20 protein-coding genes are annotated in these 21,737 nt (G+C 65.3%); 11 read left to right on the plus strand and 9 right to left on the minus strand.

The features are described from left to right. Positions 1-29: 29 nt before the first annotated feature. A complete protein-coding gene (gene groL / locus LB558_RS22790; RefSeq protein ID WP_224699596.1) occupies positions 30-1,661 on the minus strand; it encodes a chaperonin GroEL in 1,632 nt (543 codons plus the stop codon). A gap of 56 nt (positions 1,662-1,717) precedes the next feature. After that, complete coding sequence (gene groES / locus LB558_RS22795) at positions 1,718-2,032, minus strand: co-chaperone GroES (RefSeq protein WP_127255658.1); 315 nt, start codon at positions 2,030-2,032, stop codon at positions 1,718-1,720. A 333-nt stretch (positions 2,033-2,365) separates the two neighbouring features. Between groES and LB558_RS22800 the strand changes: the two genes are divergently transcribed. Together LB558_RS22800 and LB558_RS22805 are read left to right on the plus strand one after the other, a co-directional pair. Beyond that, positions 2,366-2,644: an usg protein gene (locus LB558_RS22800; protein WP_127414435.1), complete on the plus strand. Its 279-nt coding sequence runs from the start codon at positions 2,366-2,368 to the stop codon at positions 2,642-2,644. 167 nt (positions 2,645-2,811) lie between these two features. Continuing rightward, on the plus strand, positions 2,812-3,594 hold the full coding sequence (locus tag LB558_RS22805; RefSeq protein WP_224699597.1) for an SDR family oxidoreductase: 783 nt from the start codon (positions 2,812-2,814) through the stop codon (positions 3,592-3,594). A 102-nt stretch (positions 3,595-3,696) separates the two neighbouring features. On the opposite strand, the gene LB558_RS22810 is transcribed toward LB558_RS22805, so the two are convergent. After that, entirely contained in the window at positions 3,697-5,202 is a 1,506-nt protein-coding gene (locus LB558_RS22810; RefSeq protein WP_224699598.1) for an ATP-binding protein, read from the minus strand. 208 nt (positions 5,203-5,410) lie between these two features. On the opposite strand from LB558_RS22810, the gene LB558_RS22815 reads away from it, so the two are divergent. Both LB558_RS22815 and LB558_RS22820 read left to right on the plus strand, forming a co-directional pair. Continuing rightward, positions 5,411-5,716: a hypothetical protein gene (locus tag LB558_RS22815; protein WP_013530714.1), complete on the plus strand. Its 306-nt coding sequence runs from the start codon at positions 5,411-5,413 to the stop codon at positions 5,714-5,716. A 534-nt stretch (positions 5,717-6,250) separates the two neighbouring features. Further along, a complete protein-coding gene (locus LB558_RS22820; protein ID WP_224699599.1) occupies positions 6,251-8,410 on the plus strand; it encodes an alpha/beta fold hydrolase in 2,160 nt (719 codons plus the stop codon). A gap of 83 nt (positions 8,411-8,493) precedes the next feature. On the opposite strand, the gene LB558_RS22825 is transcribed toward LB558_RS22820, so the two are convergent. The 3 genes from LB558_RS22825 to LB558_RS22835 all read right to left on the minus strand — a co-directional run bounded on the left by LB558_RS22825 (position 8,494) and on the right by LB558_RS22835 (position 11,371). Continuing rightward, positions 8,494-9,342 carry an aldo/keto reductase gene (locus tag LB558_RS22825; protein ID WP_224699600.1) on the minus strand — a complete coding sequence of 283 codons (849 nt, stop codon included), beginning with the start codon at positions 9,340-9,342 and terminating at the stop codon, positions 8,494-8,496. Positions 9,343-9,485: 143 nt separating this feature from the next. Continuing rightward, positions 9,486-10,118, minus strand: coding sequence for a PQQ-binding-like beta-propeller repeat protein (locus LB558_RS22830; protein WP_224699601.1), 633 nt, complete (start codon positions 10,116-10,118; stop codon positions 9,486-9,488). Between the two features lie 32 nt (positions 10,119-10,150). Beyond that, a complete protein-coding gene (locus LB558_RS22835) occupies positions 10,151-11,371 on the minus strand; it encodes a helix-turn-helix domain-containing protein (protein ID WP_224699602.1) in 1,221 nt (406 codons plus the stop codon). Between the two features lie 302 nt (positions 11,372-11,673). Here LB558_RS22835 and LB558_RS22840 point away from each other — a divergent pair, with 302 nt between their 5' ends. From LB558_RS22840 to LB558_RS22855, 4 genes are all read left to right on the plus strand, one after another. Next, entirely contained in the window at positions 11,674-12,426 is a 753-nt protein-coding gene (locus tag LB558_RS22840) for a DUF899 domain-containing protein (protein WP_224699603.1), read from the plus strand. 73 nt (positions 12,427-12,499) lie between these two features. Beyond that, complete coding sequence (locus LB558_RS22845) at positions 12,500-12,760, plus strand: hypothetical protein (RefSeq protein ID WP_224699604.1); 261 nt, start codon at positions 12,500-12,502, stop codon at positions 12,758-12,760. A 49-nt stretch (positions 12,761-12,809) separates the two neighbouring features. Next, positions 12,810-13,814, plus strand: a complete 1,005-nt coding sequence (locus LB558_RS22850; protein WP_224699605.1) for a zinc-dependent alcohol dehydrogenase family protein — start codon at positions 12,810-12,812, stop codon at positions 13,812-13,814. A gap of 211 nt (positions 13,815-14,025) precedes the next feature. Further along, positions 14,026-14,409, plus strand: a complete 384-nt coding sequence (locus LB558_RS22855) for a VOC family protein (RefSeq protein ID WP_224699606.1) — start codon at positions 14,026-14,028, stop codon at positions 14,407-14,409. 43 nt (positions 14,410-14,452) lie between these two features. Here LB558_RS22855 and LB558_RS22860 read toward each other — a convergent pair whose 3' ends face one another. Both LB558_RS22860 and LB558_RS22865 read right to left on the minus strand, forming a co-directional pair. Then, positions 14,453-15,451: a bestrophin family protein gene (locus tag LB558_RS22860; RefSeq protein ID WP_224699607.1), complete on the minus strand. Its 999-nt coding sequence runs from the start codon at positions 15,449-15,451 to the stop codon at positions 14,453-14,455. Between the two features lie 56 nt (positions 15,452-15,507). After that, on the minus strand, positions 15,508-16,128 hold the full coding sequence (locus LB558_RS22865; protein WP_224699608.1) for a TetR/AcrR family transcriptional regulator: 621 nt from the start codon (positions 16,126-16,128) through the stop codon (positions 15,508-15,510). A 289-nt stretch (positions 16,129-16,417) separates the two neighbouring features. On the opposite strand from LB558_RS22865, the gene LB558_RS22870 reads away from it, so the two are divergent. The 3 genes from LB558_RS22870 to LB558_RS22880 are packed head-to-tail and all read left to right on the plus strand — an operon-like array spanning position 16,418 to position 20,218. Continuing rightward, positions 16,418-16,915 carry a (2Fe-2S)-binding protein gene (locus tag LB558_RS22870; protein WP_224699609.1) on the plus strand — a complete coding sequence of 166 codons (498 nt, stop codon included), beginning with the start codon at positions 16,418-16,420 and terminating at the stop codon, positions 16,913-16,915. After that, a complete protein-coding gene (locus tag LB558_RS22875) occupies positions 16,912-17,970 on the plus strand; it encodes an FAD binding domain-containing protein (RefSeq protein WP_224699610.1) in 1,059 nt (352 codons plus the stop codon). The genes LB558_RS22870 and LB558_RS22875 overlap by 4 nt, the downstream gene beginning before the upstream one ends. After that, positions 17,960-20,218: a xanthine dehydrogenase family protein molybdopterin-binding subunit gene (locus tag LB558_RS22880; RefSeq protein WP_224699611.1), complete on the plus strand. Its 2,259-nt coding sequence runs from the start codon at positions 17,960-17,962 to the stop codon at positions 20,216-20,218. Before LB558_RS22875 ends, LB558_RS22880 begins: the two co-directional genes overlap by 11 nt. Before the next feature lie 458 nt (positions 20,219-20,676). On the opposite strand, the gene LB558_RS22885 is transcribed toward LB558_RS22880, so the two are convergent. Then, entirely contained in the window at positions 20,677-21,558 is an 882-nt protein-coding gene (locus LB558_RS22885; protein ID WP_224699612.1) for an EamA family transporter, read from the minus strand. Positions 21,559-21,737: the final 179 nt, after the last annotated feature.

Here is a 21,737-nt window from a genome sequence, read left to right on the forward strand (position 1 = left end):
CCAGGGGAACGGGCGGATTGGCCGCGACCTTAGAAGTCCATGCCGGCGCCGGCGGGCATTGCCGGAGCGGCGGCTTCCTTCTTCGGCTTCTCGGCCACCATCGCCTCCGTGGTCACCAGCAGACCGGCGACCGATGCCGCGTCCTGGAGAGCGGTGCGCACCACCTTTGCCGGGTCGATAACGCCCTGGCCGAAGAGATCGCCGAATTCGTTGGTCTGGGCGTTCCAGCCCCAGCCGAATTCGCTTTTCTCGCGCAGCTTGCCGACGATGATCGAGCCTTCGGCGCCGGCATTCTCGGCGATCTGCCGAACCGGCGTTTCGATGGCGCGGCGCACGATGTCGACGCCAGTCTTCTGGTCCGCATTGTCGGTCTGCACGGTATCGAGCGCCTTGGCTGCCCGCAGCAACGCGACGCCGCCGCCGGGCAGCACGCCCTCCTCGACGGCCGCGCGCGTCGCATGCAGCGCGTCGTCGACGCGGTCCTTGCGCTCCTTGACCTCGACCTCGGTCGAGCCGCCGACCCGGATCACCGCAACGCCGCCGGCGAGCTTGGCCAGCCGCTCCTGCAGCTTCTCGCGGTCGTAGTCGGAGGTGGTCTCCTCGATCTGCGCCTTGATCTGTGCGACACGGCCCTGGATCTCTTCCTTGCGGCCGACACCGTCGACGATGGTGGTGTTTTCCTTCTCAATCACCACCTTCTTGGCGCGGCCCAGCATCTGCAGCGTCACATTTTCCAGCTTGATGCCGAGATCTTCCGAGATTGCGGTGCCGCCGGTGAGAATGGCGATGTCTTCCAGCATGGCCTTGCGGCGGTCGCCGAAGCCCGGCGCCTTGACGGCCGCGACCTTCAGGCCGCCGCGCAGCTTGTTGACGACCAGCGTGGCAAGCGCCTCGCCTTCCACATCCTCGGCGATGATCAAAAGCGGCTTGCCCGACTGCACCACGGCTTCGAGCACGGGCAGCAGCGCTTGCAGATTGGAGAGCTTCTTCTCGTGGATCAGCACATAGGGCTCGTCGAGTTCGACGCGCATCTTGTCCTGGTTGGTGATGAAATAAGGCGAGAGATAGCCGCGATCGAACTGCATGCCTTCCACGACTTCGAGTTCGGTCTCGGCGGTCTTGGCCTCTTCCACCGTGATGACGCCTTCATTGCCGACCTTCTCCATCGCCTCGGCGAGGAAACGGCCGATCTCGGCATCGCCATTGGCGGAGATGGTGCCGACTTGCGCGATCTCGTCGTTTCGGGTGACCTTGCGGGCATTGGTCTTCAGCTCGGCGACCACCGCATCGACCGCCTTGTCGATGCCGCGCTTCAAATCCATCGGGTTCATGCCCGATGCAACCGCCTTGGCCCCTTCCCTGACGATCGCCTGTGCAAGCACCGTTGCGGTCGTCGTGCCGTCGCCGGCAAGGTCGTTGGTCTTGGAGGCCACCTCGCGCACCATCTGGGCGCCCATGTTCTCGAACTTGTCTTCCAGTTCGATCTCCTTGGCGACGGTGACGCCGTCCTTGGTGATGCGCGGCGCGCCGAACGACTTGTCGATGACGACATTGCGCCCCTTGGGACCGAGCGTCACCTTCACCGCATTGGCAAGGATGTCGACGCCGCGCAGCATCTTCTCGCGCGCTTCGGTATGGAATTTCACTTCTTTGGCAGCCATTGGATCACTCCTTTATCTAGGCAGCATTCGTTGACTGGTTGGATACGAAGAAGCCGTCAGGCGGCCTTCTTCACTTCGGCGATCTCATCGATGACGCCCATCACGTCGCTTTCCTTCATGATGAGCAGGTCCTCGCCGTCGAGTTTGATCTCGGTGCCGGACCATTTGCCGAACAGGATGCGGTCGCCGACCTTGACATCGAGTTCGACAAGCTTGCCGCTGTCGTCGCGCGCGCCGGGACCGACGGCGAGCACTTCGCCTTCCTGCGGTTTTTCCTTTGCGGTATCGGGGATGATGATGCCGCCGGAGGTCTTCTCCTCGGCTTCAAGGCGGCGGACCAGAATACGGTCATGCAATGGACGGAACGCCATGTCGTTCTCCTCGTGGACAAACAGGTTTTGAGGTTCCTCCGCACCGAACCGGCAATATCGGACCGGTGCGGAACGCCGCGACCCTTCGGCATCGCGGCGCATATCGAGCTAGTTTTGCCGGTTTTCGGTTTCAAGAGACCGGCGAAAAAAATTTTAGATCTGGCAAGAAAGAGCGCCAAAGCACTGTTATGGCGTGGCTATTTTTGGAACCCCCGAGCTCTCGCGCCGTTGTTTGAAGACGGACCGACAAACTGATCGTCCAGGCCGGCATCGGGCGGGTTCAATATAAATGTCGCAGGCTGGATGCCTGAACGGAGAGAGAAGGAGAAAGACATGGCCGATACGGTCAGCAGCGAATTCCGCCTGCAAATGGAAGGTTATGGCCTGACGACGGCCGAAATCCACTATCACCTGCCCGATCATCCAAGCCTGCTTCAGCTCTATGTCTGGCAGGACTATGATCTCGCTCCGGCCTTCCCCGAACTCAAGGGCTTTCTCCAATATTGGGAGCGCGAACTCGAAGGTCCGCTGCACTCGGTCCGCGTTGCTCATCACCGACTCATCCAGCCTTCGGAATGGCGGGCCGTCGAGGGCATCATCACGGTCCACTAGGGTCTTTGCGGCGGCCTGCTTCGCCTGGAGCGACGGCGTTGGGGCAGGCTCTCGCCGCCCCACGCAGCGCAATAGCCAATAACCTCCACTCTAAGATTTCCAATTTCCGTATTGTAAAACGATCGCGCCGCGCTAGCCTGAAATCAGATGCGAGGCGGGGAAGAGGAATGGAGCTTCAGCTCGACGGCAAGGTGGCGCTGGTCACCGGCTCGACGCAAGGTATTGGCCGCGCCATCGCCGAGACGCTGGCGCGCTGCGGCGCCGGCGGCCTGCTCGTCACTGGGCGCGACAAGACGCGCGGCGATGCCGTGGCGGAAGAGCTTTCGCGGCTCGGCACGCCGACGGTTTTCGTCGCCGCCGACCTCGCCGACCCGGCCGCCCCTGCCCTTTTGGCTCAAGCCTGCATCGAGCGCTTCGGCCGCATCGATGCGCTGGTCAACGCCGCAGGGCTGACCGACCGGGCATCGTTCCTCGATGCCGATCTCGACGGCTGGGCCTCGCTGTTCGCCGTTAACGCGCGGGCGCCGTTCTTCCTCATGCAGGCGGCCATCGCCGACATGAAGAAGCGCGGTCAGGGCGGCGCCATCGTCAACATCCTGTCGATCAACGCTCATTGCGGCTCGCCGGAGCTCGCCGTCTATTCCGCCAGCAAGGGCGCGCTGGCCACGCTGACCAAGAACGCCGCCAATGCCCATCGCTTCGATCGCATCCGCATCAACGGCATCAATGTCGGCTGGACCGACACGCCGGCCGAACGCGTCATGCAGGCCGACACGCTGGGCAACGGGCCGGGCTGGCTCGATGCCGCCAACGCCGCGCAACCCTTCGGCCGCCTGTTCTCGACGAGCGACATCGCGAACCTCGCCGTCTTCCTGCTTTCGGATGCTGCGGGGCCGATGACCGGCACGCTCGTCGACCAGGAACAGTGGGTGATCGGGGCGAACCGGTGAACGCCATCGAAACGCAAGCGCCCTGCATGGCGCATTTCGGCGTCGGCGATTCACCGTTGCCATCAGAAATTGATCGCGATTCGCTCAAAGCACCCGCCCGCCTCACAGCGCCAGGCTCCCCTGCTCCACCTCCTCGGCATTCGGATCTCCCGGTGCGGTGGCCCAGGCCAATTCGACCAGTGTCACCGTGCGCCGGCCTGTCCCGTCGAGCTGGCAGACGATGAGGCCCTGCTCCTCGATATAGGTCAAAAGGCGCCGGGCGCGGCGCAGCGAGTGCGAGCCGTAGGCGCGGGCGATCGCGGCGTCGCTCGGGCACGGCCAGCCCTCCTTCGCCGCGCGGGCAATCATCATGAACACGCCCTGCATGTCGTCAGGCAGCAGCGACGCGCGGACGGAAACGTCCCGCCAGGCATCATCGCTTTCGGCCATGTCGGAGCCTAGGCCGGCCCGGGCGCGCGTCAGCATGCGGCGGAACTCCGGCAGATCGGGCACGACCGAGGCCAGGCCTTCGATGCGGCAGCGGACCACGAACTCCTGATAGAGCACGCCGATCACGCGAAAGCCGGCGTCGGGTTGCGCCAGGATGGCGCGCAGCACACGGTCGACGCGCTCGCGACGCTCGGCCAGATCCTCGGCGCTGACTTGCGGCTCCGCCGGTTCGGGGCGGATTTCCAAGGCTGCCGACTTCGCCGCCATCAGCTGGTCGAGCAGGTCCGGCGACGTCGTCCGGCGCGGCGCGCGCACCGTCTCGGGCGGCGGCGCCGCCAGGATGATCGCGCGTGCATCCTCGAGCGCTGCTTCCGGCATTGCCATCAGCCGCGGCGTGCCGTTGCGCGGGCTGGTATCCGTCGGGCCGATGCGCAGGCCCAGCGGACGGCGCGACAGCGCCGGGCCGAGCGCCATGAATTGTCCGCGTTCCAGATCGCGAAACGCTTCCGCCTGGCGTCGCTCCATCCCCAGAAGATCTGCGGCGCGCGCCATGTCGATATCGAGGAAGGTGCGGCCCATGAGAAAATTGGACGCCTCGGCTGCGACGTTCTTGGCGAGCTTGGCCAGCCGCTGGGTGGCGATGATGCCGGCCAGCCCGCGTTTTCGGCCACGGCACATCAAATTGGTCATGGCGCCGAGCGAGAGCTTTCGCGCTTCGTCCGACACCTCTCCGGCCACCGCCGGCGCGAACAGCTGCGCCTCATCCACCACCACCAGCATCGGGTACCAGTGGTCACGGGCGACCTCGAACAGCCCGCCGAGGAAGGCTGCGGCACGCCGCATCTGGTTCTCGGCGTCGAGCCCTTCGAGATTGAGCACGGTGGAGACGCGATGCATGCGCGCCCGCTCACCCGCCGCTTGCAGGCCGCGCTCGGTATGCTGCTCGGCATCGATCACCAGATGGCCGTAACGGTCGCCCAGCGAAACGAAGTCGCCCTCGGGATCGATGATGGTCTGCTGCACCCAGGGCGCGCTCTGCTCCAGCAGGCGCCGCAGCAGATGCGACTTGCCGGAGCCCGAATTGCCCTGCACCAAAAGGCGCGTCGCGAGCAGTTCCTCGAGATCCAGCTTCGCCGGGGCGCCTGCGGTCGTCTGTCCCATCTCGATCGCAACGGTCATCTCGACTCAGGCGCTCCTTTCGCAGACGGGCTTATCAACTGGGTCACAGCCCGTCGAGCGTGCATGATCGCCTGCGGCGTGTTGCGCACAACTGTGCAGGCACCGTCTGGAGGGGTCATCAGCCGATGCCTGGCGCAAACTTTGGGTTGACCCCTTCGGACCACGAGGCGACACTCCACCCAACGCTACGAGTGCGAGGAGGAATGCGATGGACGAGCCCGAACGGTGGCGCCACATGTCGACGGCGCCGAAGGATGGCAGCCGCATCCTGGTCACTGTGCGTCCGTCCGAACAGGGACCGGCGGAAGTCGACCTTGCCTATTGGTCGCGTGCCGACCAGTTCGCCTCGGAAGGCTGGCGCGCGTCGGACTCCTCACCGGGGCGCGTCATCGAATACGCCGACCCGGAACTGAAATGCTGGATGCCGCTGCCGACCGCCAACCTCAGCCGCGCGTCGATGCCGGCGCCGTGGGAAGGCGAAGACGCCCAGCAGCTCGACGGGTCGGGGATTTGAGGGCGCGCTGAGATTGACGAAAGCAGCAAAGCGCCAATCCCCCCGTGGGGCAGATTGGCAGCTTCACGATTGCACCCCTCCGAACGGGAACGACGCCTGCCTAGTGCCTGCGTCCAGCCCTGGCCAGGTCGCTCCGTCGCCGATGGTGGGAGAATGCGCGCCCGGCACGCGCGATCAGCGCGTGCAAGCGGATCGCGATGGTCCGGGGACCGAGCCGATGGACCGTCGATGCCCGCCAGGCTCGCTGCCTCTCGAGATACGAAGCGAGTGCAAGATCGTGACGCAGCGGCGCAACGCTGCCGGGTTGCGGATTTTCCCAGGGATCGTCATGCCGGATGGACCATCCGGTCGAGCTTGGGTGCAGCATGGTGTCCTCCTGAGGCAGCGGTTGCCTGGGGATAGCGTCCTCCAGCGCCGTGAGAAGCGCGTTGGAACAAGCGTGACGGATTCGTGAAAAGCGCCGTGCTGGGCAGAATCACCGTTGAAATGGGGGCGGGTTCGCGAGAGGATCGCCAGTAAGCTTTGGCGGATCCGATGGCACAGCTCTGTCTGCTCGGTGGTTTTGACTTTGCCGATGATACCGTGGCGGTGCCGGTTTTCGGCCGTAAGGCGCGCGCCATGGTGGCTTATCTCGCCTTGCAATCGGGACATTCGCAGTCACGCGAGAAGCTCGCCGCACTGCTGTGGGGCACCAACAGCGACTCCCAGGCGCGTACGAACCTGCGACAGGCTCTGTCCGCCGTCAGGAAGGCGATGCACGCACCCGGCGGCGGCAGGTTGATGACCGACGGCGACAGCATCACCCTCGACCTGAATGGTCTTGATGTCGATGTCGCGCGGTTCGAGGCACTGGCCGCCGGCTCCTCGCCGCAGCATCTCGAGCAGGCTCTCGCTGTCTATCGTGGCGACCTGCTCGAAGGCTTCGGCCTGAAGGAGGAGCCGTTCGAGGACTGGCTCAGGGTGGAGCGCGAACGGCTGAGGACGACGGCAATCGCGGTGCTGGAAAAGCTCGTCGCGCACTATTCCACGACCAAAGGCCTGGCATCAGGCGTGCGGGCCGCGACGCGCCTGCTGGCTTGGGAGCCGCTGCGGGAGGACATCCACCGAGCTTTGATGCGTATCTATGCCGCCCAGGGCCGCTTCAACCTCGCGCTGAAGCAGTATGAGCGCTGCCGCGATGCCCTGCGGCGGCAGTTGGCTCTGCAGCCCGAACCGGAGACCCGCAAGCTTTACGAAGACCTCAGGGCACGCCGTATGACATCGGACGCCGCCACTCGAGCAGCCGGTGGTTCGGCTTCGCGGCCGGATGCATCGCGATCCTTGCCGGCCCAAGGTGACGAGCGCCCGGATGTCTCGGGCCAGCCCATCCGACCACCGACCCACTACGTCAAATCGGCGGGAAGCAACATCGCCTATCAGGTGACCGGCGGCGGTCCGGTCGACATGATCTATGTCCCCGGCTGGGTTTCCAATCTCGACGTTCACTGGACATCGCCGAGAGTGGTGCATTTGTTCCAGCGTCTTGGCACCTTCTCGCGCCTGATCCGCATGGACAAGCGAGGGACGGGACTGTCCGATCGCAATGCCGGATTCCAAACGCTCGAGGAGCGGATGGAAGACGTGCGAGCCGTCCTGGATGCGGCCGGCTCCAAGCATACCGTTCTGTTCGGCAGTTCGGAAGGCGGCAACATGTGCATGCTGTTTGCGGCGACCTATCCGGCGCGGACGGCGGCACTTGTGCTGCACGGCTCCTTTGCCAAGGGCATATGGGCAAAGGACTACCCCTGGGCAAAGAGCCGGGAACAGGTGGAGGAAGAGCTGGCCGCCATCGAGCGAGATTGGGGAGAGCCGGCGGATCTCACCAGCGCGGCGCCCAGCCTGATGAACGACGCGTTCGAGCGGCAATGGTTCGCGACTTTCCTGCGCAATTCGGCCTCGCCCGCCGATGCGATCTCGCTGTGGCGCTGGAACACCGAGATCGACGTCCGTGATATCCTTCCCGCGATTCATGTTCCGACGCTGATCATCCAGAGGAGCGGCGATCGCTGGATAAAGCGGGAAGAAGGACAGTACCTCGCAAAACGTATCGTAGGCGCCAGATATCTAGAACTCGAAGGGGACGATCATGCCATCTGGGGACAGAATTCGGATGGCCTGGTTGACGAGATCGAGGCCTTTGTAACCGGCGCCCTGCCCGCGACGCCAGGCGAGCACGTGCTTGTGACGGTGCTGTCGATGCAGATCGTAGGTCCGGCCCCGGCGGGCACCGTCGCCCAGACATGGCGGGACCGGATGCGGCGGCATGACGACGAGATCCGCAACGAAGTGCACCTCGCGGAAGGCACCGAAATCGAGCGCAGCGGGAATGCGTTTCTCGCAGTGTTTCGGCGGCCGACGCGAGCCATTCAATGCGCCATGGCGATCCGTCGCCGACTGGGCAGATCCGGTCTTCAGATCCGCGCGGCGGTCCATATCGGCGAATGCGAAAAGCGCGGCGATGATTTCGCCGGTATCGCCATCGAGCTGACATCGCGCCTGCTCGAACAGGTCGAGCCGGCCGCGATCGTTGCATCGCGGACGGTTCGCGATCTGGTGGTCGGATCGGGCCTGATCTTTGAAGAGCATGGCGAGATCGAGCTTGCCGGGCTTCCCGGCAGCTTGCAGCTTTTCGCTGTCAGTCACCCGGCTGGCTGACGCCATCCAACGACACCGTCATATCTGTCCTGCCGTGGCGGACCCGCCAATTCTCGGGCCGGCACAAGTCGTGCCGTGCCGGGTCAGAACAGGAACGCGGCCGTCGCGGGGTTGGGCCCGGTGCGGCCTTCGGGCGAATCCATGCCACGGATCGTCTGCAGGTCCTGCGCATCCAGTTCGAAATCGAAGACATCGAAATTGGCGGCGATGCGATCCCTGCGGATCGACTTTGGAATGACGATCAGCCCCTCCTGGAGATGCCAGCGGATGATCGCCTGGGCGACGGACTTGCCATGTTTTTTGGCGATGCCTGCAATGGTCGAATCGCCGAGCAGCCGGCCGCTGCCCAACGGGCTCCAGCTTTCGATCCGGATGCCGTGCTTGGCATGAAAGTCCCTGACACCGCGCTGCTGGAACTGGGGATGCAGCTCGATCTGGTTGACGACGGGCGTCACGCCGGTTTCCGCGATGATCCGCTCCAGATGGTCCTGGTTGAAGTTCGAAACGCCGATCGACTTGATGCGGCCGGCCTGCCGGAGTTCGACCAGCGTCTTCCAGGCCTCGACGTATTTGTCCTGGCTGGGCACAGGCCAGTGGATCAGGAACAGGTCGATCTGTTCAACGCCGAGCTTCTCCATCGTCTCGTCGAAGGCGCGCAAAGCCGCATCGCGCTGGTGCGCGCCGTTGCGCAGTTTCGAGGTGATGAACAGCTCGCCGCGCGGTACGCCGGCGCTGCGGATCGCCTCTCCGACCCCTTCCTCGTTTTGATAGCCTTCGGCGGTGTCGATCAGGCGATAGCCGGCCTCGATGCCCCAACCCACCACGTCGGCGGTGATGTCCTGGTCGACCTGCCACACACCGAGGCCGAGTTGGGGAATGGCGGAGCCGTCATTCAATGCAATCTGTTCGGGCATAGTGGGCTGTTCAGGCATGGGGGGGATCCTTTGAAAGCTGGGCCGGGCGTCCGCCCGGCGCACAGCCTATCTAGGTCCGACAAGGGGCAACGGCCAGCCGGCAGCGAACAAATTGCCGAGCGAAGTGCACTTGCAAGTGTGGCCTCGGTCAGGCGTCAGCCTCACCGAGGCCGGCGCACCGCCCGCACCACCCCGGCGGATGTGCTGCCACAGTAGAGGCGGTCGCCGCCATCGGATTCAAGCCCCGACACGCCCATGCCGGCCGGCATGTCGAGCTTCTCCAGAACCTTGCCTGATTTCGGGTCGACGCGGCGCAGATCGCTCTGGTCGCCTTCCCAGGTGGCGTGCCACAGCTCGCCCTCGATCCATGTCACTCCGGTGACGAAACGGTTGGATTCGATGGTGCGCAGGATCGCCCCGGTCTCCGGGTCGATCTGGTGGATCTTGCGCTCGCGGTACTGCCCCACCCAAAGCGTCCCTTCGGCCCAGGTGAGCCCGGAATCGCCTCCGCCGCCCGGCGCCGGAATGGTCGCCAGAACCTGGCCCGTACCAGGATCGATCTTCTGTATCAGGTCGTTGGCAAGCTGGAAGAAATGCTGGCCGTCCCAAGCGGTCCCGGCATGTGCCGCGACATCGATCGAGCGCAGCGCCTGCCCGCTCTCCGGATCGAAGGCGCTCAGCTTCTCACCCGAGGCAAACCAGACATTGTTGCCGTCAAAACTCACCCCGTGCACCCTCTCGACATCACGAAAGGGTCCATATTCGCGCAGGATTTCAGCCGCTGAATGTTTCATGTCTTGATCCTCAACCATATCGTCCCGCCTTTCTAATCGTTCGGCAGCGGCGCCGGGAGTAACAAGGTGGTCGTGAATCCCGCCACCGGCGGCGTCATCCAGCGGCGCGCCCGGCCGTGCCCGAAAAACTGCACCTTGCCGGCCTCGCCAAGCTGCTCCAGCGCCCGCTGCACGCTGCGTTGGCCGGTGCCAAGCGCCAGCGCCAGCGCCGAACTCGCCCAGGATTCACCGTCGGCAAGGAAAGCCAGCACCGCCGCGTGCCGCTCCTCGATCGGCCGCGCCAGCACCAGCACCTCGCGTGCGTGGCGCGGCGCCACCGCGAAGCCCTGGCTGGTCGCGCCGATGTCGGCCAATCCTCGCAGTTCGGTGCGCAGCCGGCCGATCTCGACCCGCAGCCGCGCCCGGTGCGATTCATCGGCGTGCCTGCCGCCGAAGGCTTCAGCGATCAGCCTCGCCCTCGACACATCGTTTGGCCACGCTTCGGCGAGCCTACGGGCCAGCGCAAACAGCACCGGGCGCGTTGCCAGCGAGACCGTTTTCTCCTGTTGGCGCACGACGTAGCGGAAGCTGTCGATCAGCAGCGCCGGCGACGCCTGCAGCGCCTCGACGTCCTCGAGCAGCAGGGGCCGTTGCTCACCACCGGCGATCAGCCGCGCCGCCGGCGTGTCCAGCGCCAGGAATGCGCGGTCGACTTCAGCGATGAGCCCCGCAATACGTGCCTGGCGGGCGGCGTGGCGTGCCCACTCCAACGCCCTGCGCGCCGGCTTCGTTTTCAGGCGCCGCATCGCGATGCCGGCGACGGCGAGCTCGTGGGCGGCGCGCGAGGCCGGCGGAAGCGGCATCGGATCGAGCCCGGCCAGCACGTCTTCGGCCTCGTCGAGACGGCCGATCAATAGCAGGCGGCGCACTTTGAGGTGGCCGGCATGCGCTGCGTTCAGCCGGTCGCCATGCTTTTCCAGCGTCGCCCGCGCCGCGTCCAAAGCCTTGGCCGGCCAGCCGAGATCCCGTGAGACCAGCGCGATCTCGGCCTCGGCAACGACGCATCTGGCGCGCGCCACCGCCTCTCTCGGGCCGAAGCCACGCGCGGCACGCCGCAGCAGCGCCTTGGCGCGATCGAGATCACCAAGCTGCGCCATGGCAATGCCGCGCAGCGCCAGCGCCGGCGGGTCTTCGCGCAACGCGACGCGATCCAGCGCGCCGAGCGGGTCGCCCCCGGCCAGCGCCAGCGCCGCAGCGGTGATCAGCGAGTCCATTCAAATCCCGTCACACTTGTAACTCCCAGCTCGGCGCTGCCCGCCCTAACTTAAATCCGTACCGTCAACCGGCAAGCCGCTTCGGCCAACTCTAGCGGCAACGCGCGGCACGCCAAGGGAGAACCGACAATGCCAACCGACACTCCTCTCCACCCGATCGAAGGCACCGAGAGGATGCGCCACCCCTGCTGCGACGGGCCGGTTCCTGCAAATCCCGTCACACTTGTAACTCCCACCCTCGCGCTTCATCGCCCTATTCTGGCGGACAGCAAGCGACAACAGACTGGCAAAGGAGACGACCAATGACCAAGCACATCGCAATGAAGACCCCGCCGATCGTTTCGAGGCAGGACTGGGAAGCCGCCCGCGAACAGATGCTGGTGAAGGAAAAGGCAACGCTGCGCGCCAAGGACGCATTGGCCGCCGAGCGCCGGCGCATGCCGTGGATGGAAGTCGACAAGGCCTATGTGTTCGAGGGGCCGAACGGCAGGGCGAGCCTCCTCGATCTGTTCGAAGGCCGCCGCCAGCTGATCGTCTATCGCGCCTTCTTCGAGCCCGGCGTGCATGGCTGGCCCGATCACGCCTGCCGGGGCTGTTCGCTGGGCGCCGACCAGGTCGGCCACCTCGCCCATCTCAACGCCCGCAACACCACGCTTGCCTACGCTTCGCGTGCCCCGCAGGCCGACATCGCGCGGCTGAAGCAGCGCATGGGCTGGGAGATGCCCTGGTACACAATCACTGACAGTTTCGACAAGGACTTCGGTGTCGACGAATGGCACGGCCACAACGTCTTCATCCGTGACGGCGACCGCATCTTCCGCACCTATCTCATCAACAGCCGCGGCGACGAGGCGATGGGCACCGTCTGGAGCTATCTCGACGCGACGCCGCTCGGCCGCCAGGAAATTTGGGAGGATTCGCCCGAAGGCTATCCGCAGACCCCGCTCTACTCCTGGTGGAACTGGCACGACAATTACGACGCCGGGGCCGACAAGAAATGGGAAGAAGTGTCTGCTGCCGGCGAGGCTGCATTCCGCGACAAGGGCGAGCAGTAACGGTTGTCCAGCTTGGGTTCCTCTCCCCACCCGGAACCTGTCGTGGCTGGCATAATCATCGAGGATTAAGGCGATGAGCGATATCCACACAGGTGCTGGCAGCACGATCCCGGAAGCAACCACCCTCGGGCTGGCCGACTGGCTTTGCCTTGCCGCGGCACCGACCTTCGCCGTGATGGCGCTGCTCACCTGCATCTTCAGCGGCGACGCGGCCATGCAGTGCATGGGCACCGACGCCTCGCCCCTCACGGGCATGGCCGCGATGTATCTCCTGATGAGCGCCTTCCATCTGGCGCCCTGGCTGCGGGTAATTTCCGGCCGGCAGGCCCGCTAGGCGCAGCGCGCCGTTCCAATTTCAAACAGCTCACACATCGGAGAAGACAATGAGACTGGTCAGGCTGAGAGCGCCCGGCGGCTTGGGCAATCTCGACCTGGTCGAGGAGGATCCGCCCCAGCCAGGGCCGGGGGAGGTGCTGGTCAGGATCCGGGCCTGCGCATTGAACATGCGCGACGACTTTGCCGTGCAAGGCAAGATGCCTCTCGCCGACGGCCGCGTTCCGCTCTCCGACGGCGCCGGCGAAGTGATTGCCCTCGGCGACGGTGTCGATGCACTCAAGCCCGGAGACAGCGTCGTCAGCGTCTTCTATCCCTGGTGGCTGGGCGGCGACATGACGCCCTGCACCCGGCGCGATATTCCGGGAGACAGTTTCGACGGCTTCGCCAGCGAGTATGTCTGCATGCCGGCGCACGCTTTCACCAGGGCACCGGCAGGCTATACGCATGTCGAGGCGGCGTCGCTCACCTGCACCGGTGTTACGGCTTGGCGCGGCCTGGTTGTGTGCGGCAAGGTGAAGCCGGGCGACGCGGTGCTGGTCCTCGGTTCGGGCAGTGTATCGCTGTTTGCGCTGCAATTCGCCAAAGCCGCCGGCGCCAGGGTCATCGCCACCTCATCCGACGATCAGAAGCTGGAGCGGCTCAAGCGCCTCGGAGCCGACGCCGTCATCAACTACAAATCCGTCCCGGACTGGGGTCGCAAGGCCAGGGATCTAACGGGCGGACGCGGTGTCGATCACGTGATCGAGGTCGGCGGACCAGCCACGCTGGCGCAGTCGATTACCGCCTGCCGCACGGGCGGGCACATCGCCCTGGTCGGCGTCCTGACCGGCTTTGCGGCGGAAGTGTCTATCCCCGCCCTGTTTTCCAACCAGATCCGCATCAGCGGCATTTCCATCGGCAGCCGGGCGGACCAGGAGGATATGATCCGCGCGATAGAGACTATCAGGCTGAAGCCCGTCATAGACCGCCATTTTCCGCTGCAGGACATCGCCACCGCCTTCGCGCATTACGAATCCCAAAGGCATTTCTGCAAGGTCTGCCTTGAAGTTTGAGCGCTTCCCGAGGCGCCAGCAGCCCTCAAAACATCCGTGACATGCACGCCGATTTTGATGTGCGTTGGCAACGCAATTCACACCTGGCGGTAATGTCGAGCTGCTCTAACTATGACCGCTCTAACGATTCGCTTGACTGACAAGCGTCACACCCATGGAAAACGCCGAGCGTTTCACCCTGGCCCGGCGGCTCCTACTTCGGGAGGCAGACATGTCGGAAACCACGGTCAATGTGCGCTACATGGTCGACGATGTCGAGGCGGCCATCGAATGGTATGGCAAACATCTCGGCTTTTCGCTTCTCTCTGAGCATGCGCCCGCCTTCGCGGACGTCAAGCGCGGGTCGTTGCGGCTCTTGCTCAGCGGGCCGACCAGCTCCGCCGGACGGCCGATGCCCGACGGCGAACAACCGCGGCCTGGTGGCTGGAATCGCATTCACCTTCTCGTCGAGGACATATCGGCCGAGGTGTCTCGCCTGCGCGCCGCCGGAGTGTCGTTCCGCAACGATATCGTGACACGCCCCGGCGGATCGCAAATCCTGTTGATGGACCCTTCCGGAAATCTGGTCGAGCTGTTCCAGCCCGCTGGCCGCTGAGATTCCCAGTTCAATCGGGTCCGTGCCTTCGTCGTGATTCTGCCTAAGTCGCGATGTCGTTGACCGGCAGCAGCGGGTTGGGAAGGTCGGCCTCGCCGAGCCCGCTGCGCAGCTCGATCTCGATGTCGCGGCATATCTGCGAGATCGGAACGTCGTTGGCGTTGCCTTCGAACGGGTTGGCGCTGCTTTCGCCGACCTGGTCGAGGGACATGTAGGCCCAGCCCAGCAGCGTGCTGAACGGGATCGTCAGCCAGATCGCGACCGACCCGAGCGCGCCACCCAGTTTGCCCATATCGGCAAAGACGGGAACGACCCCGAACGGCAACAGCGTGCAGAAGATCATCACGAACATCGAACTGATGATGGCGTATTGCCGGGGATATGGATTGTTCTTGATGCGATCGCAGCGCGCCTGCTGGTCATGGAAATCGCGGATCAGCTTGGTCAGTTCGCCGTAGATCTGGGGAGGGAGCTTTGTGTCCTTGAACAGCGCATTGACCTGGACAGATTGCAGTTCGAGCAGGGTGATCGCCGGCTGAGGCGATTTCAGGACGTCCTCGGCCTGTTCGGCGAGCAGCGGACGCAATTCGTTGGCGACCGAGCTCGCATCCTCATGGATACGATAGCGCCGCCGATATTCGATATTGGCGGCCCGTGCCATGGATTCCCATGGCATCGGCCGACGCAGAGAAAAACGCAATGCCGTCATCCAGGCGATGTGGCGGTAGATAAGCTGCTTGGCCGTCGGCGCATCGAGGAAATCCCTGCAGAAATTGGACCACAACCGGCTGCTGGCCGTAATTTGCGTAAAAGCCTGCAGCGCGTCGCTGCTGCGGGTGAACACCTGCGAATTCTTGAACCCGGCAACGAGTGACACGGTGGTGCCAAGCACTAGCACCACCGACCACGGCACCGAAAACCCGGCGATGCCTGGAAGACGGTAGGCCGCCACGGCCAGTCCGCTCACCGCCACCATGTAGATGACGCTGCGCCGCGACCACAGCGCGAAATCGATCAGTTTGTAGGAACGGCCTACATACATCGGGTCCCCTCAACTTATCGACAGATGTGGTTTTTCACGGCCGGAATCTCGTCGCCTCATTGTGCCTTTACAGCTCCGAACCGCAACCCGTCCATCAACAGCTTGACCAGCCGGCGCGAGCGGTCGCGCCATTCGGGGGTGTCGGGCGCTGAATAGATGCCGCCCAGCGCGTGCAGCACATCGGAAGCGTCGACGTCGCCGCGGATGGTGCCATCGGCCACCGCCGCCTCGACCAGGCGTCGCAAGGCTTGTGTCACCCGGCCGAACGTGTCGGAAAACAGCGTCGAGTTGGTGGTGAGCACAATGCGCAGGCTGGTCGCCAGGCCGCGCTTGGTGGCGATGTAGTCGACGAAGCGCTGCATCCACTGTTCCAGCGCGACATCGGACGGATGTTTTTGGGCAAGCTCGCCGGCGGCCGCGCACAGCGCCTCCACCTCACGACGATAGACCACCTCGACCAGATGCTCGCGCGTCGGGAAATGCCGGTAGAGCGTGCCGATGCCGACGCCGGCGCGGCGCGCGATCTCCTCCAGCGAGCCATCGATGCCGCGTTCGGCAAAGACTGACACCGCCACCTCGACCAGCCGGTCGCGGTTGCGCCGCGCATCGGCGCGCAGCGGCTTTGCGTCTGCGGCCTCGGCCTTCTGTTCAGCAATGGCGGACGGCTCGCCGGCCAATTTTTTGTCCACATCGTGTCAGGGGGCTTGAACCCGGCCGGGTCAGCCACCACGTAATAAACGGAGGCGCCTCCGTTTTAGTGGAGCACCTTTATCATATAATCAGGGGAACCGGTATGTCACGTCTTTCGAACACGCAAGCCGACATCTCCCCTGCCGACCTGCCTCGCGGGAGATCCTCTGCCATCCCCGCTTTCGCCATCAAGACCTGACCGAACGGTTACCTTGCCCTCTGCGGCAAGGCACCAGTTCAATCCCATCCGCGTCAAGCAACTGGAGCCAGACGCCCATGACCAGCCTTCCCATCACCCTCACCATCAACGGACACCGACACGAACTGGAGGTCGATCCGCGCGTAACCCTGCTCGACCTGCTGCGCGAGCGGCTCGATCTCACGGGTACCAAGAAGGGCTGCGATCGCGGCCAGTGCGGCGCCTGCACGGTGCTGGTCGACGGCAAGCGTATCAATTCCTGCTTGGCGCTGGCGGTCAGCCATGACGGCGCCAATGTCTTGACCATTGAAGGCGTCGCCCACGGCGAGGAGCTGCATCCGGTGCAGGCCGCCTTCATCGCCCATGACGGCTTCCAGTGCGGGTTCTGCACGCCCGGTCAGATCATGAGCACGCTCGGCCTGATCGCCGAGGGACAGGCCGGCGACGATCCCGAACGCATCCGTGAGGGGCTGAGCGGCAACATATGCCGCTGCGCGGCCTATGGCGGCATCGTCGAGGCCGTCCTGGAAGCCCAGCAACAGCTTGTCAAAGCAGACCGGAGGACCGCGGCATGAGAGACTTCGACTACATCAGGTCCGCCACCATCCCCGACGCCATCGCCGCGGCAGCCGAGCCGGGCTCAGCCTATCTCGCCGGCGGCACCAATCTGCTCGACCTGATGAAAGGCGGCATCACCAGTCCCGAGCGTATCGTCGACATCTCTCGGCTGCCGGAGCTCAGCCGCATCGAACGGCTGGACGATGGTGGCCTGCGCATCGGTGCGCTGGTCCGTAATGCCGACCTTGCCTACGATCCGGGGTTCGCGCAATCCTATCCGGCGGTTGCCGAGGCGCTGCTGTCGGGCGCTTCGGCGCAGCTTCGCAACGCCGCCACCGTCGGCGGCAATTTGTTGCAGCGCACGCGCTGCAGCTATTTCTACGACACCGCCAGCGCCTGCAACAGGCGCGAGCCAGGCGCTGGCTGCGACGCGCTGGGCGGAGAAAACCGCCTGCACGCGGTGCTCGGCTGGAGCGACGCCTGCATCGCCACCCATCCGTCGGATTTCTGCGTGCCGCTGGTGGCGCTCGACGCGGTGGTCGAGATCGAAGGCAAGAAGGGCCGGCGCCATGTCACGCTGGAGGAATTCCACCGGCTTCCCGGCGAAACGCCGCAGCGGGAGAATGCGCTGGAGCCCGGCGACCTGATCGTGGCCGTACGGCTTCCGGCGGAGGCTGCCTCCTTCTCCGCCAATGCCCGCTACCTGAAGGTCCGCGAACGCACCTCCTATGCCTTCGCCGTCGTATCGGCCGCGGCGGTGCTCGTCGTTGACGGCGGCAAGATCCGCGCCGCAAGGCTGGCGCTGGGCGGCGTCGCGGCCAAGCCGTGGCGGGCACGAACGGCGGAAGCCGTCCTGCTTGGCGCGGACGCCAGCGAGGCGACCTTCGCCAGCGCCGCGGACGCTGCCTTGGCCGATGCCAGCCCCTCCGGCGACAATGCCTTCAAGATCGAGCTTGCCCGCCGCATCGTGGTCAGGGCGCTGATGTCTGCGCTTTCGGGAACGCCCGAGCGTCTGCCAGCTCTTCCTGCCTCCCCGTTCTCGAACATTCCCGGAGCGCGCCGTGACGCTTGAACTCAGCCTCAACCAGCAACCCGCCCATGCCCGGCAGGGCTCCAGCATCGGCCAGCCGCTGACCCGCCGCGACGGCCTTCTGAAAGTCACCGGAGCCGCGCGCTATGCCGCCGACAACCATCCGCCCGGCATGCTCTACGCCGTGCTCGCTGTCTCCAGCATCGCACGCGGCCGCGTTGCCGCGCTGGATGTCGAGGCGGCCAAGGCACACCATGGCGTGGTCGAGGTGATGACGCCGTTGAACCGGCCGGCGCTCGCCGCCGATCCGGACGCCAAGGACCATCCCTTCATGTTCCGGCTCGACCTGCTACAAAACGATCAGGTCCGCTACCCCAGCCAGAGCATCGCCGTGGTGATCGCCGAGACGCTGGAAGCGGCGACCGAGGGGGCAGCACTGCTGTCGCCGCGCTATGAAGTGCTGCCGGCGCGCGTTGGCCTCGACGGCGCTGAAAGCTTCGTGCCGCGTGCTGTCGGCGTCGGCGGTCCGGCGGTGCAGCACAAGGGCGATGTCGAGGCCGGCCTCAAATCGGCAAAGACACGGATCGAAGCCACCTACGAGACCCCCGCCCAGTACCACAACGCCATGGAGCCGCATGCGATCGTCGTCGCCTGGGATGGCGACACACTGTCGATCGACACACCGAGCCAGGGCCTCGCCATGGCGCAGGGCCGCATCGCCGGCCTGTTCGGCATCGCGCCGGAAAACGTCCACATCCGCAGCCCGTTCCTGGGTGGCGGCTTTGGCTCGAAAGGCATGATCTCCGGGCCGCAGATACTCGGCATCCTGGCGGCGCGTCTCGTCGGCCGTCCGGTCAAGCTGGTGCTGCGGCGTGAGCAGATGTACGGGCCGGTCGGCCATCGTGCGCCGACGCGCCAGACGCTGCGCATGGGCATGGATGGCGAAGGGCGGCTGACGGCACTCGACCATCACACCAAGACTGCGTCGAGCACGTTCGACGATTTCTTCGAACCGGCGGCGGATGCCTCACACACGCTCTATGCCAGCCCGGCCATCGCCACCTCGCACGATGCGGTACGCCTCGATACCGGTACGCCGCTGTTCATGCGGGCACCCGGCGAAGCCACCGGCTCGATCGCGCTGGAGAGCGCTATCGACGAGGCGGCTCACGCCTGCGGCATGGACCCGCTGGAATTCCGGCTGCGCAACTATGCCGAGGTCGAACCGATGACCGGCAAGCCGTTTTCCTCCAAGGCGCTGCGCGAATGCTACACGCAGGCTGCCGTTCGGTTCGGCTGGATGGGCCGATCGTTGGCGCCGCGCCAGATGCGGGACAGTGACGGCTTCCTCACCGGCTGGGGCATGGGCACGGCGACCTTTCCGGCCCTGATGTTCCAGGCCGAGGCCCGCGCCGTGCTGAGAAGCGACGGCAGCGGCGTGATGGAGACCGGCGCGCAGGACATGGGGCAAGGCGCCTGGACCGCCTTCGCCCAGATCGCAGCCGACGGACTGGGACTGGATATCGACCAGGTCGATTTCAGGGCCGGCAGTTCCGATCTGCCCAATGCAGGCATCGCCGGCGGCTCCGGCCACACGGCGACGGCCGGCATGGCGATCCACAATGCCGGCGCCGCCGTCATCGCCAGGCTCGCCGATCTCGCCACCGGTGACGAGCACTCACCGCTCTACGGCGCCGGCAATGAAGGCGTGCTGGCGCGGGGCGGCCGCCTCTATCGGCGCGACGATGAAAGCCGCGGTGAAAGCTATGCCGAGATCCTCACGCGCGCGGGCCTCACCGAGATCGAGGGCCATGGCAGAGGCGCTCCCGACCCGGCATCCCAGGAAACCTATGCCAAGCATGCGCATGGCGCCGTGTTCGCCGAGGTGAAGGTCGATCCGGATTTCGGCCAGATCCGCGTCACAAGGCTGGTCGGCGCGTTCGCCGCCGGGCGGGTTATCAATCCCAGGCTGGTGCGCAGCCAGTATTATGGCGGCATGATCTGGGGCGTCTCGTTCGCGCTGCATGAGGAAGCCATCACCGACCGGCGCTCTGGCCGGATCCAGAATGCCAACCTCGCCGAATATCATGTCCCGGTGAATGCCGACGTTCCGTCGGTCGAGGCGCTGCTGGTGCACGAGGACGACCCTTACGTCAACGCGCTCGGCATCAAGGGTGTTGGCGAAATCGGCATCACCGGCACGGCCGGCGCCGTGGCCAATGCGGTCTGGCATGCAACCGGCGTGCGGCCCCGGCGCTTCCCGATCCGCATCGAGGACCTGCTGGGGTGAGCAGTGCTCCGGGAAGCGGGCGGGAAGCCAAGCTTCGCTTCCCGAACGACGAACGGTGAAGGCCCGGTCCGCCTTCGGGCGGATCAAAATGTCCAGTGGACCTTTTTAAGAGGCTGAACGCCCGAAGGCAGGGAGCGGCAGCGAAGGGCCGGATAGCTGGCGCCAATGCATGTCGCCCAAAAGTGACCTCGGTTTTGATCTCCCCCCTCGAGGGGGAGATGTCGCCGAAGGCGACAGAGGGGGTCGCCGCGCGTAGAGCGCTAACTTCATTCGCCTCAGGAGGTTGCATCCGGTCGGACGGACCCCCTCTGGCTCGCCGGCCATCTCCCCCTCGAGGGGGGAGATCAGCAGCTTCAACGTCAGAACTTGTAGCTGAGCCCGACCCGGTTATCCTGCGTCTGGAGATCGACATGCGTTTCGGTATCCCGCACATCCGTCCTACCCTACTGCGCCGCGCCCTACTCCGGCGATGGCACCGGCGGCCGTGATGTCAGCGCCGTGCCGAAGGCGGCGACAACAACGGCGGCGATCCCGGTGCATTGCGTTACGGTCAGGCTTTCATGCAGGAACAGGAAGCCGGCCAGTGCACCAAGCCCCGGCTCCAGGCAGGTCAGCGTTCCGTAGATACGCGCCGGCATGCGGGTCAGCGCCACCATCTCCAGGAAGAATGGCAACGCGCTGGAGAACAGGCCGACCAGCAGCGCGCTGACCAGGATCGACGGCGCCAGCAGCGCGGTTCCCGCCTGCGCCACGCCGAAGGGCAGCACCAGCACCGCGGCGATGGCCATGCCGTAGGCGGTAGTGCGGGTACCAAGCTCCGCGCCGGCCTTCTGGGCAAGCACGATATAAAGCGCCCAGAAGCCGCCAGCCGCCAGCGCCAGCATCACCCCGATCGGATCAAGCGGCGCGAGCGAATGAATGAAGGGCGACAACAGCAGGATGCCGGCCACCGCCAGCGCGATCCAGGCAAAGTCGCTGGCGCGCCGCGAACTCAAGGTCGCCACCAGAAGCGGGCCGGTAAACTCCAGCGCCACCGCGATGCCAAGCGGAATCCTGGCCAGCGCTGCGTAGAACAGGAGGTTGAGCGCGCAAAGCGTCACCCCATAGCCGACAAGCCATGGCACAGTGGCGCGCGAGGGCCGCATCTGCCAGGGCCGCAGCACCGCGATCAGCATCAGCGCGCCGATGACCAGCCGCAGCGTCGTTGTGCCTTGCGCTCCGATCAGCGGGAACAGGCCCTTGGCGAAGGTGGCGCCGATCTGGATCGACACCATGGCGCCCATCAGTGCCGCGACCGGCAAGGGCGCCGCTTCGCGACCGGCAATTGGCGTCGATGTCACGCGATCCCATCCTCCATACCGCCGGGTCCAAACCCGACCGGCGCATGGAGATAGGGCGAACCGGCCGGCCTGTCGTGAGGCAGCGGCAACTGGCTGCTAGGGCAAGGACTGCAGGCCCGCTATGAGCCTTCCGGGCCGCGAAGCGTTCATTGCCGCAGGCGCAAGGAATAGCTGGAGAT

This window comes from Mesorhizobium sp. CO1-1-8, from assembly GCF_020164875.1.
Classification (GTDB): domain Bacteria; phylum Pseudomonadota; class Alphaproteobacteria; order Rhizobiales; family Rhizobiaceae; genus Mesorhizobium.

Bases quoted from the DNA above. Each gene is read 5' to 3' on its own strand.
- groL (WP_224699596.1), bottom strand. From the start codon at position 1,661: ATGGCTGCCAAAGAAGTGAAATTCCATACCGAAGCGCGCGAGAAGATG.
- groES (WP_127255658.1), bottom strand. From the start codon at position 2,032: ATGGCGTTCCGTCCATTGCATGACCGTATTCTGGTCCGCCGCCTTGAA.
- LB558_RS22800 (WP_127414435.1), top strand. From the start codon at position 2,366: ATGGCCGATACGGTCAGCAGCGAATTCCGCCTGCAAATGGAAGGTTAT.
- LB558_RS22805 (WP_224699597.1), top strand. From the start codon at position 2,812: ATGGAGCTTCAGCTCGACGGCAAGGTGGCGCTGGTCACCGGCTCGACG.
- LB558_RS22810 (WP_224699598.1), bottom strand. From the start codon at position 5,202: ATGACCGTTGCGATCGAGATGGGACAGACGACCGCAGGCGCCCCGGCG.
- LB558_RS22815 (WP_013530714.1), top strand. From the start codon at position 5,411: ATGGACGAGCCCGAACGGTGGCGCCACATGTCGACGGCGCCGAAGGAT.
- LB558_RS22820 (WP_224699599.1), top strand. From the start codon at position 6,251: ATGGCACAGCTCTGTCTGCTCGGTGGTTTTGACTTTGCCGATGATACC.
- LB558_RS22825 (WP_224699600.1), bottom strand. From the start codon at position 9,342: ATGCCTGAACAGCCCACTATGCCCGAACAGATTGCATTGAATGACGGC.
- LB558_RS22830 (WP_224699601.1), bottom strand. From the start codon at position 10,118: ATGAAACATTCAGCGGCTGAAATCCTGCGCGAATATGGACCCTTTCGT.
- LB558_RS22835 (WP_224699602.1), bottom strand. From the start codon at position 11,371: ATGGACTCGCTGATCACCGCTGCGGCGCTGGCGCTGGCCGGGGGCGAC.
- LB558_RS22840 (WP_224699603.1), top strand. From the start codon at position 11,674: ATGACCAAGCACATCGCAATGAAGACCCCGCCGATCGTTTCGAGGCAG.
- LB558_RS22845 (WP_224699604.1), top strand. From the start codon at position 12,500: ATGAGCGATATCCACACAGGTGCTGGCAGCACGATCCCGGAAGCAACC.
- LB558_RS22850 (WP_224699605.1), top strand. From the start codon at position 12,810: ATGAGACTGGTCAGGCTGAGAGCGCCCGGCGGCTTGGGCAATCTCGAC.
- LB558_RS22855 (WP_224699606.1), top strand. From the start codon at position 14,026: ATGTCGGAAACCACGGTCAATGTGCGCTACATGGTCGACGATGTCGAG.
- LB558_RS22860 (WP_224699607.1), bottom strand. From the start codon at position 15,451: ATGTATGTAGGCCGTTCCTACAAACTGATCGATTTCGCGCTGTGGTCG.
- LB558_RS22870 (WP_224699609.1), top strand. From the start codon at position 16,418: ATGACCAGCCTTCCCATCACCCTCACCATCAACGGACACCGACACGAA.
- LB558_RS22875 (WP_224699610.1), top strand. From the start codon at position 16,912: ATGAGAGACTTCGACTACATCAGGTCCGCCACCATCCCCGACGCCATC.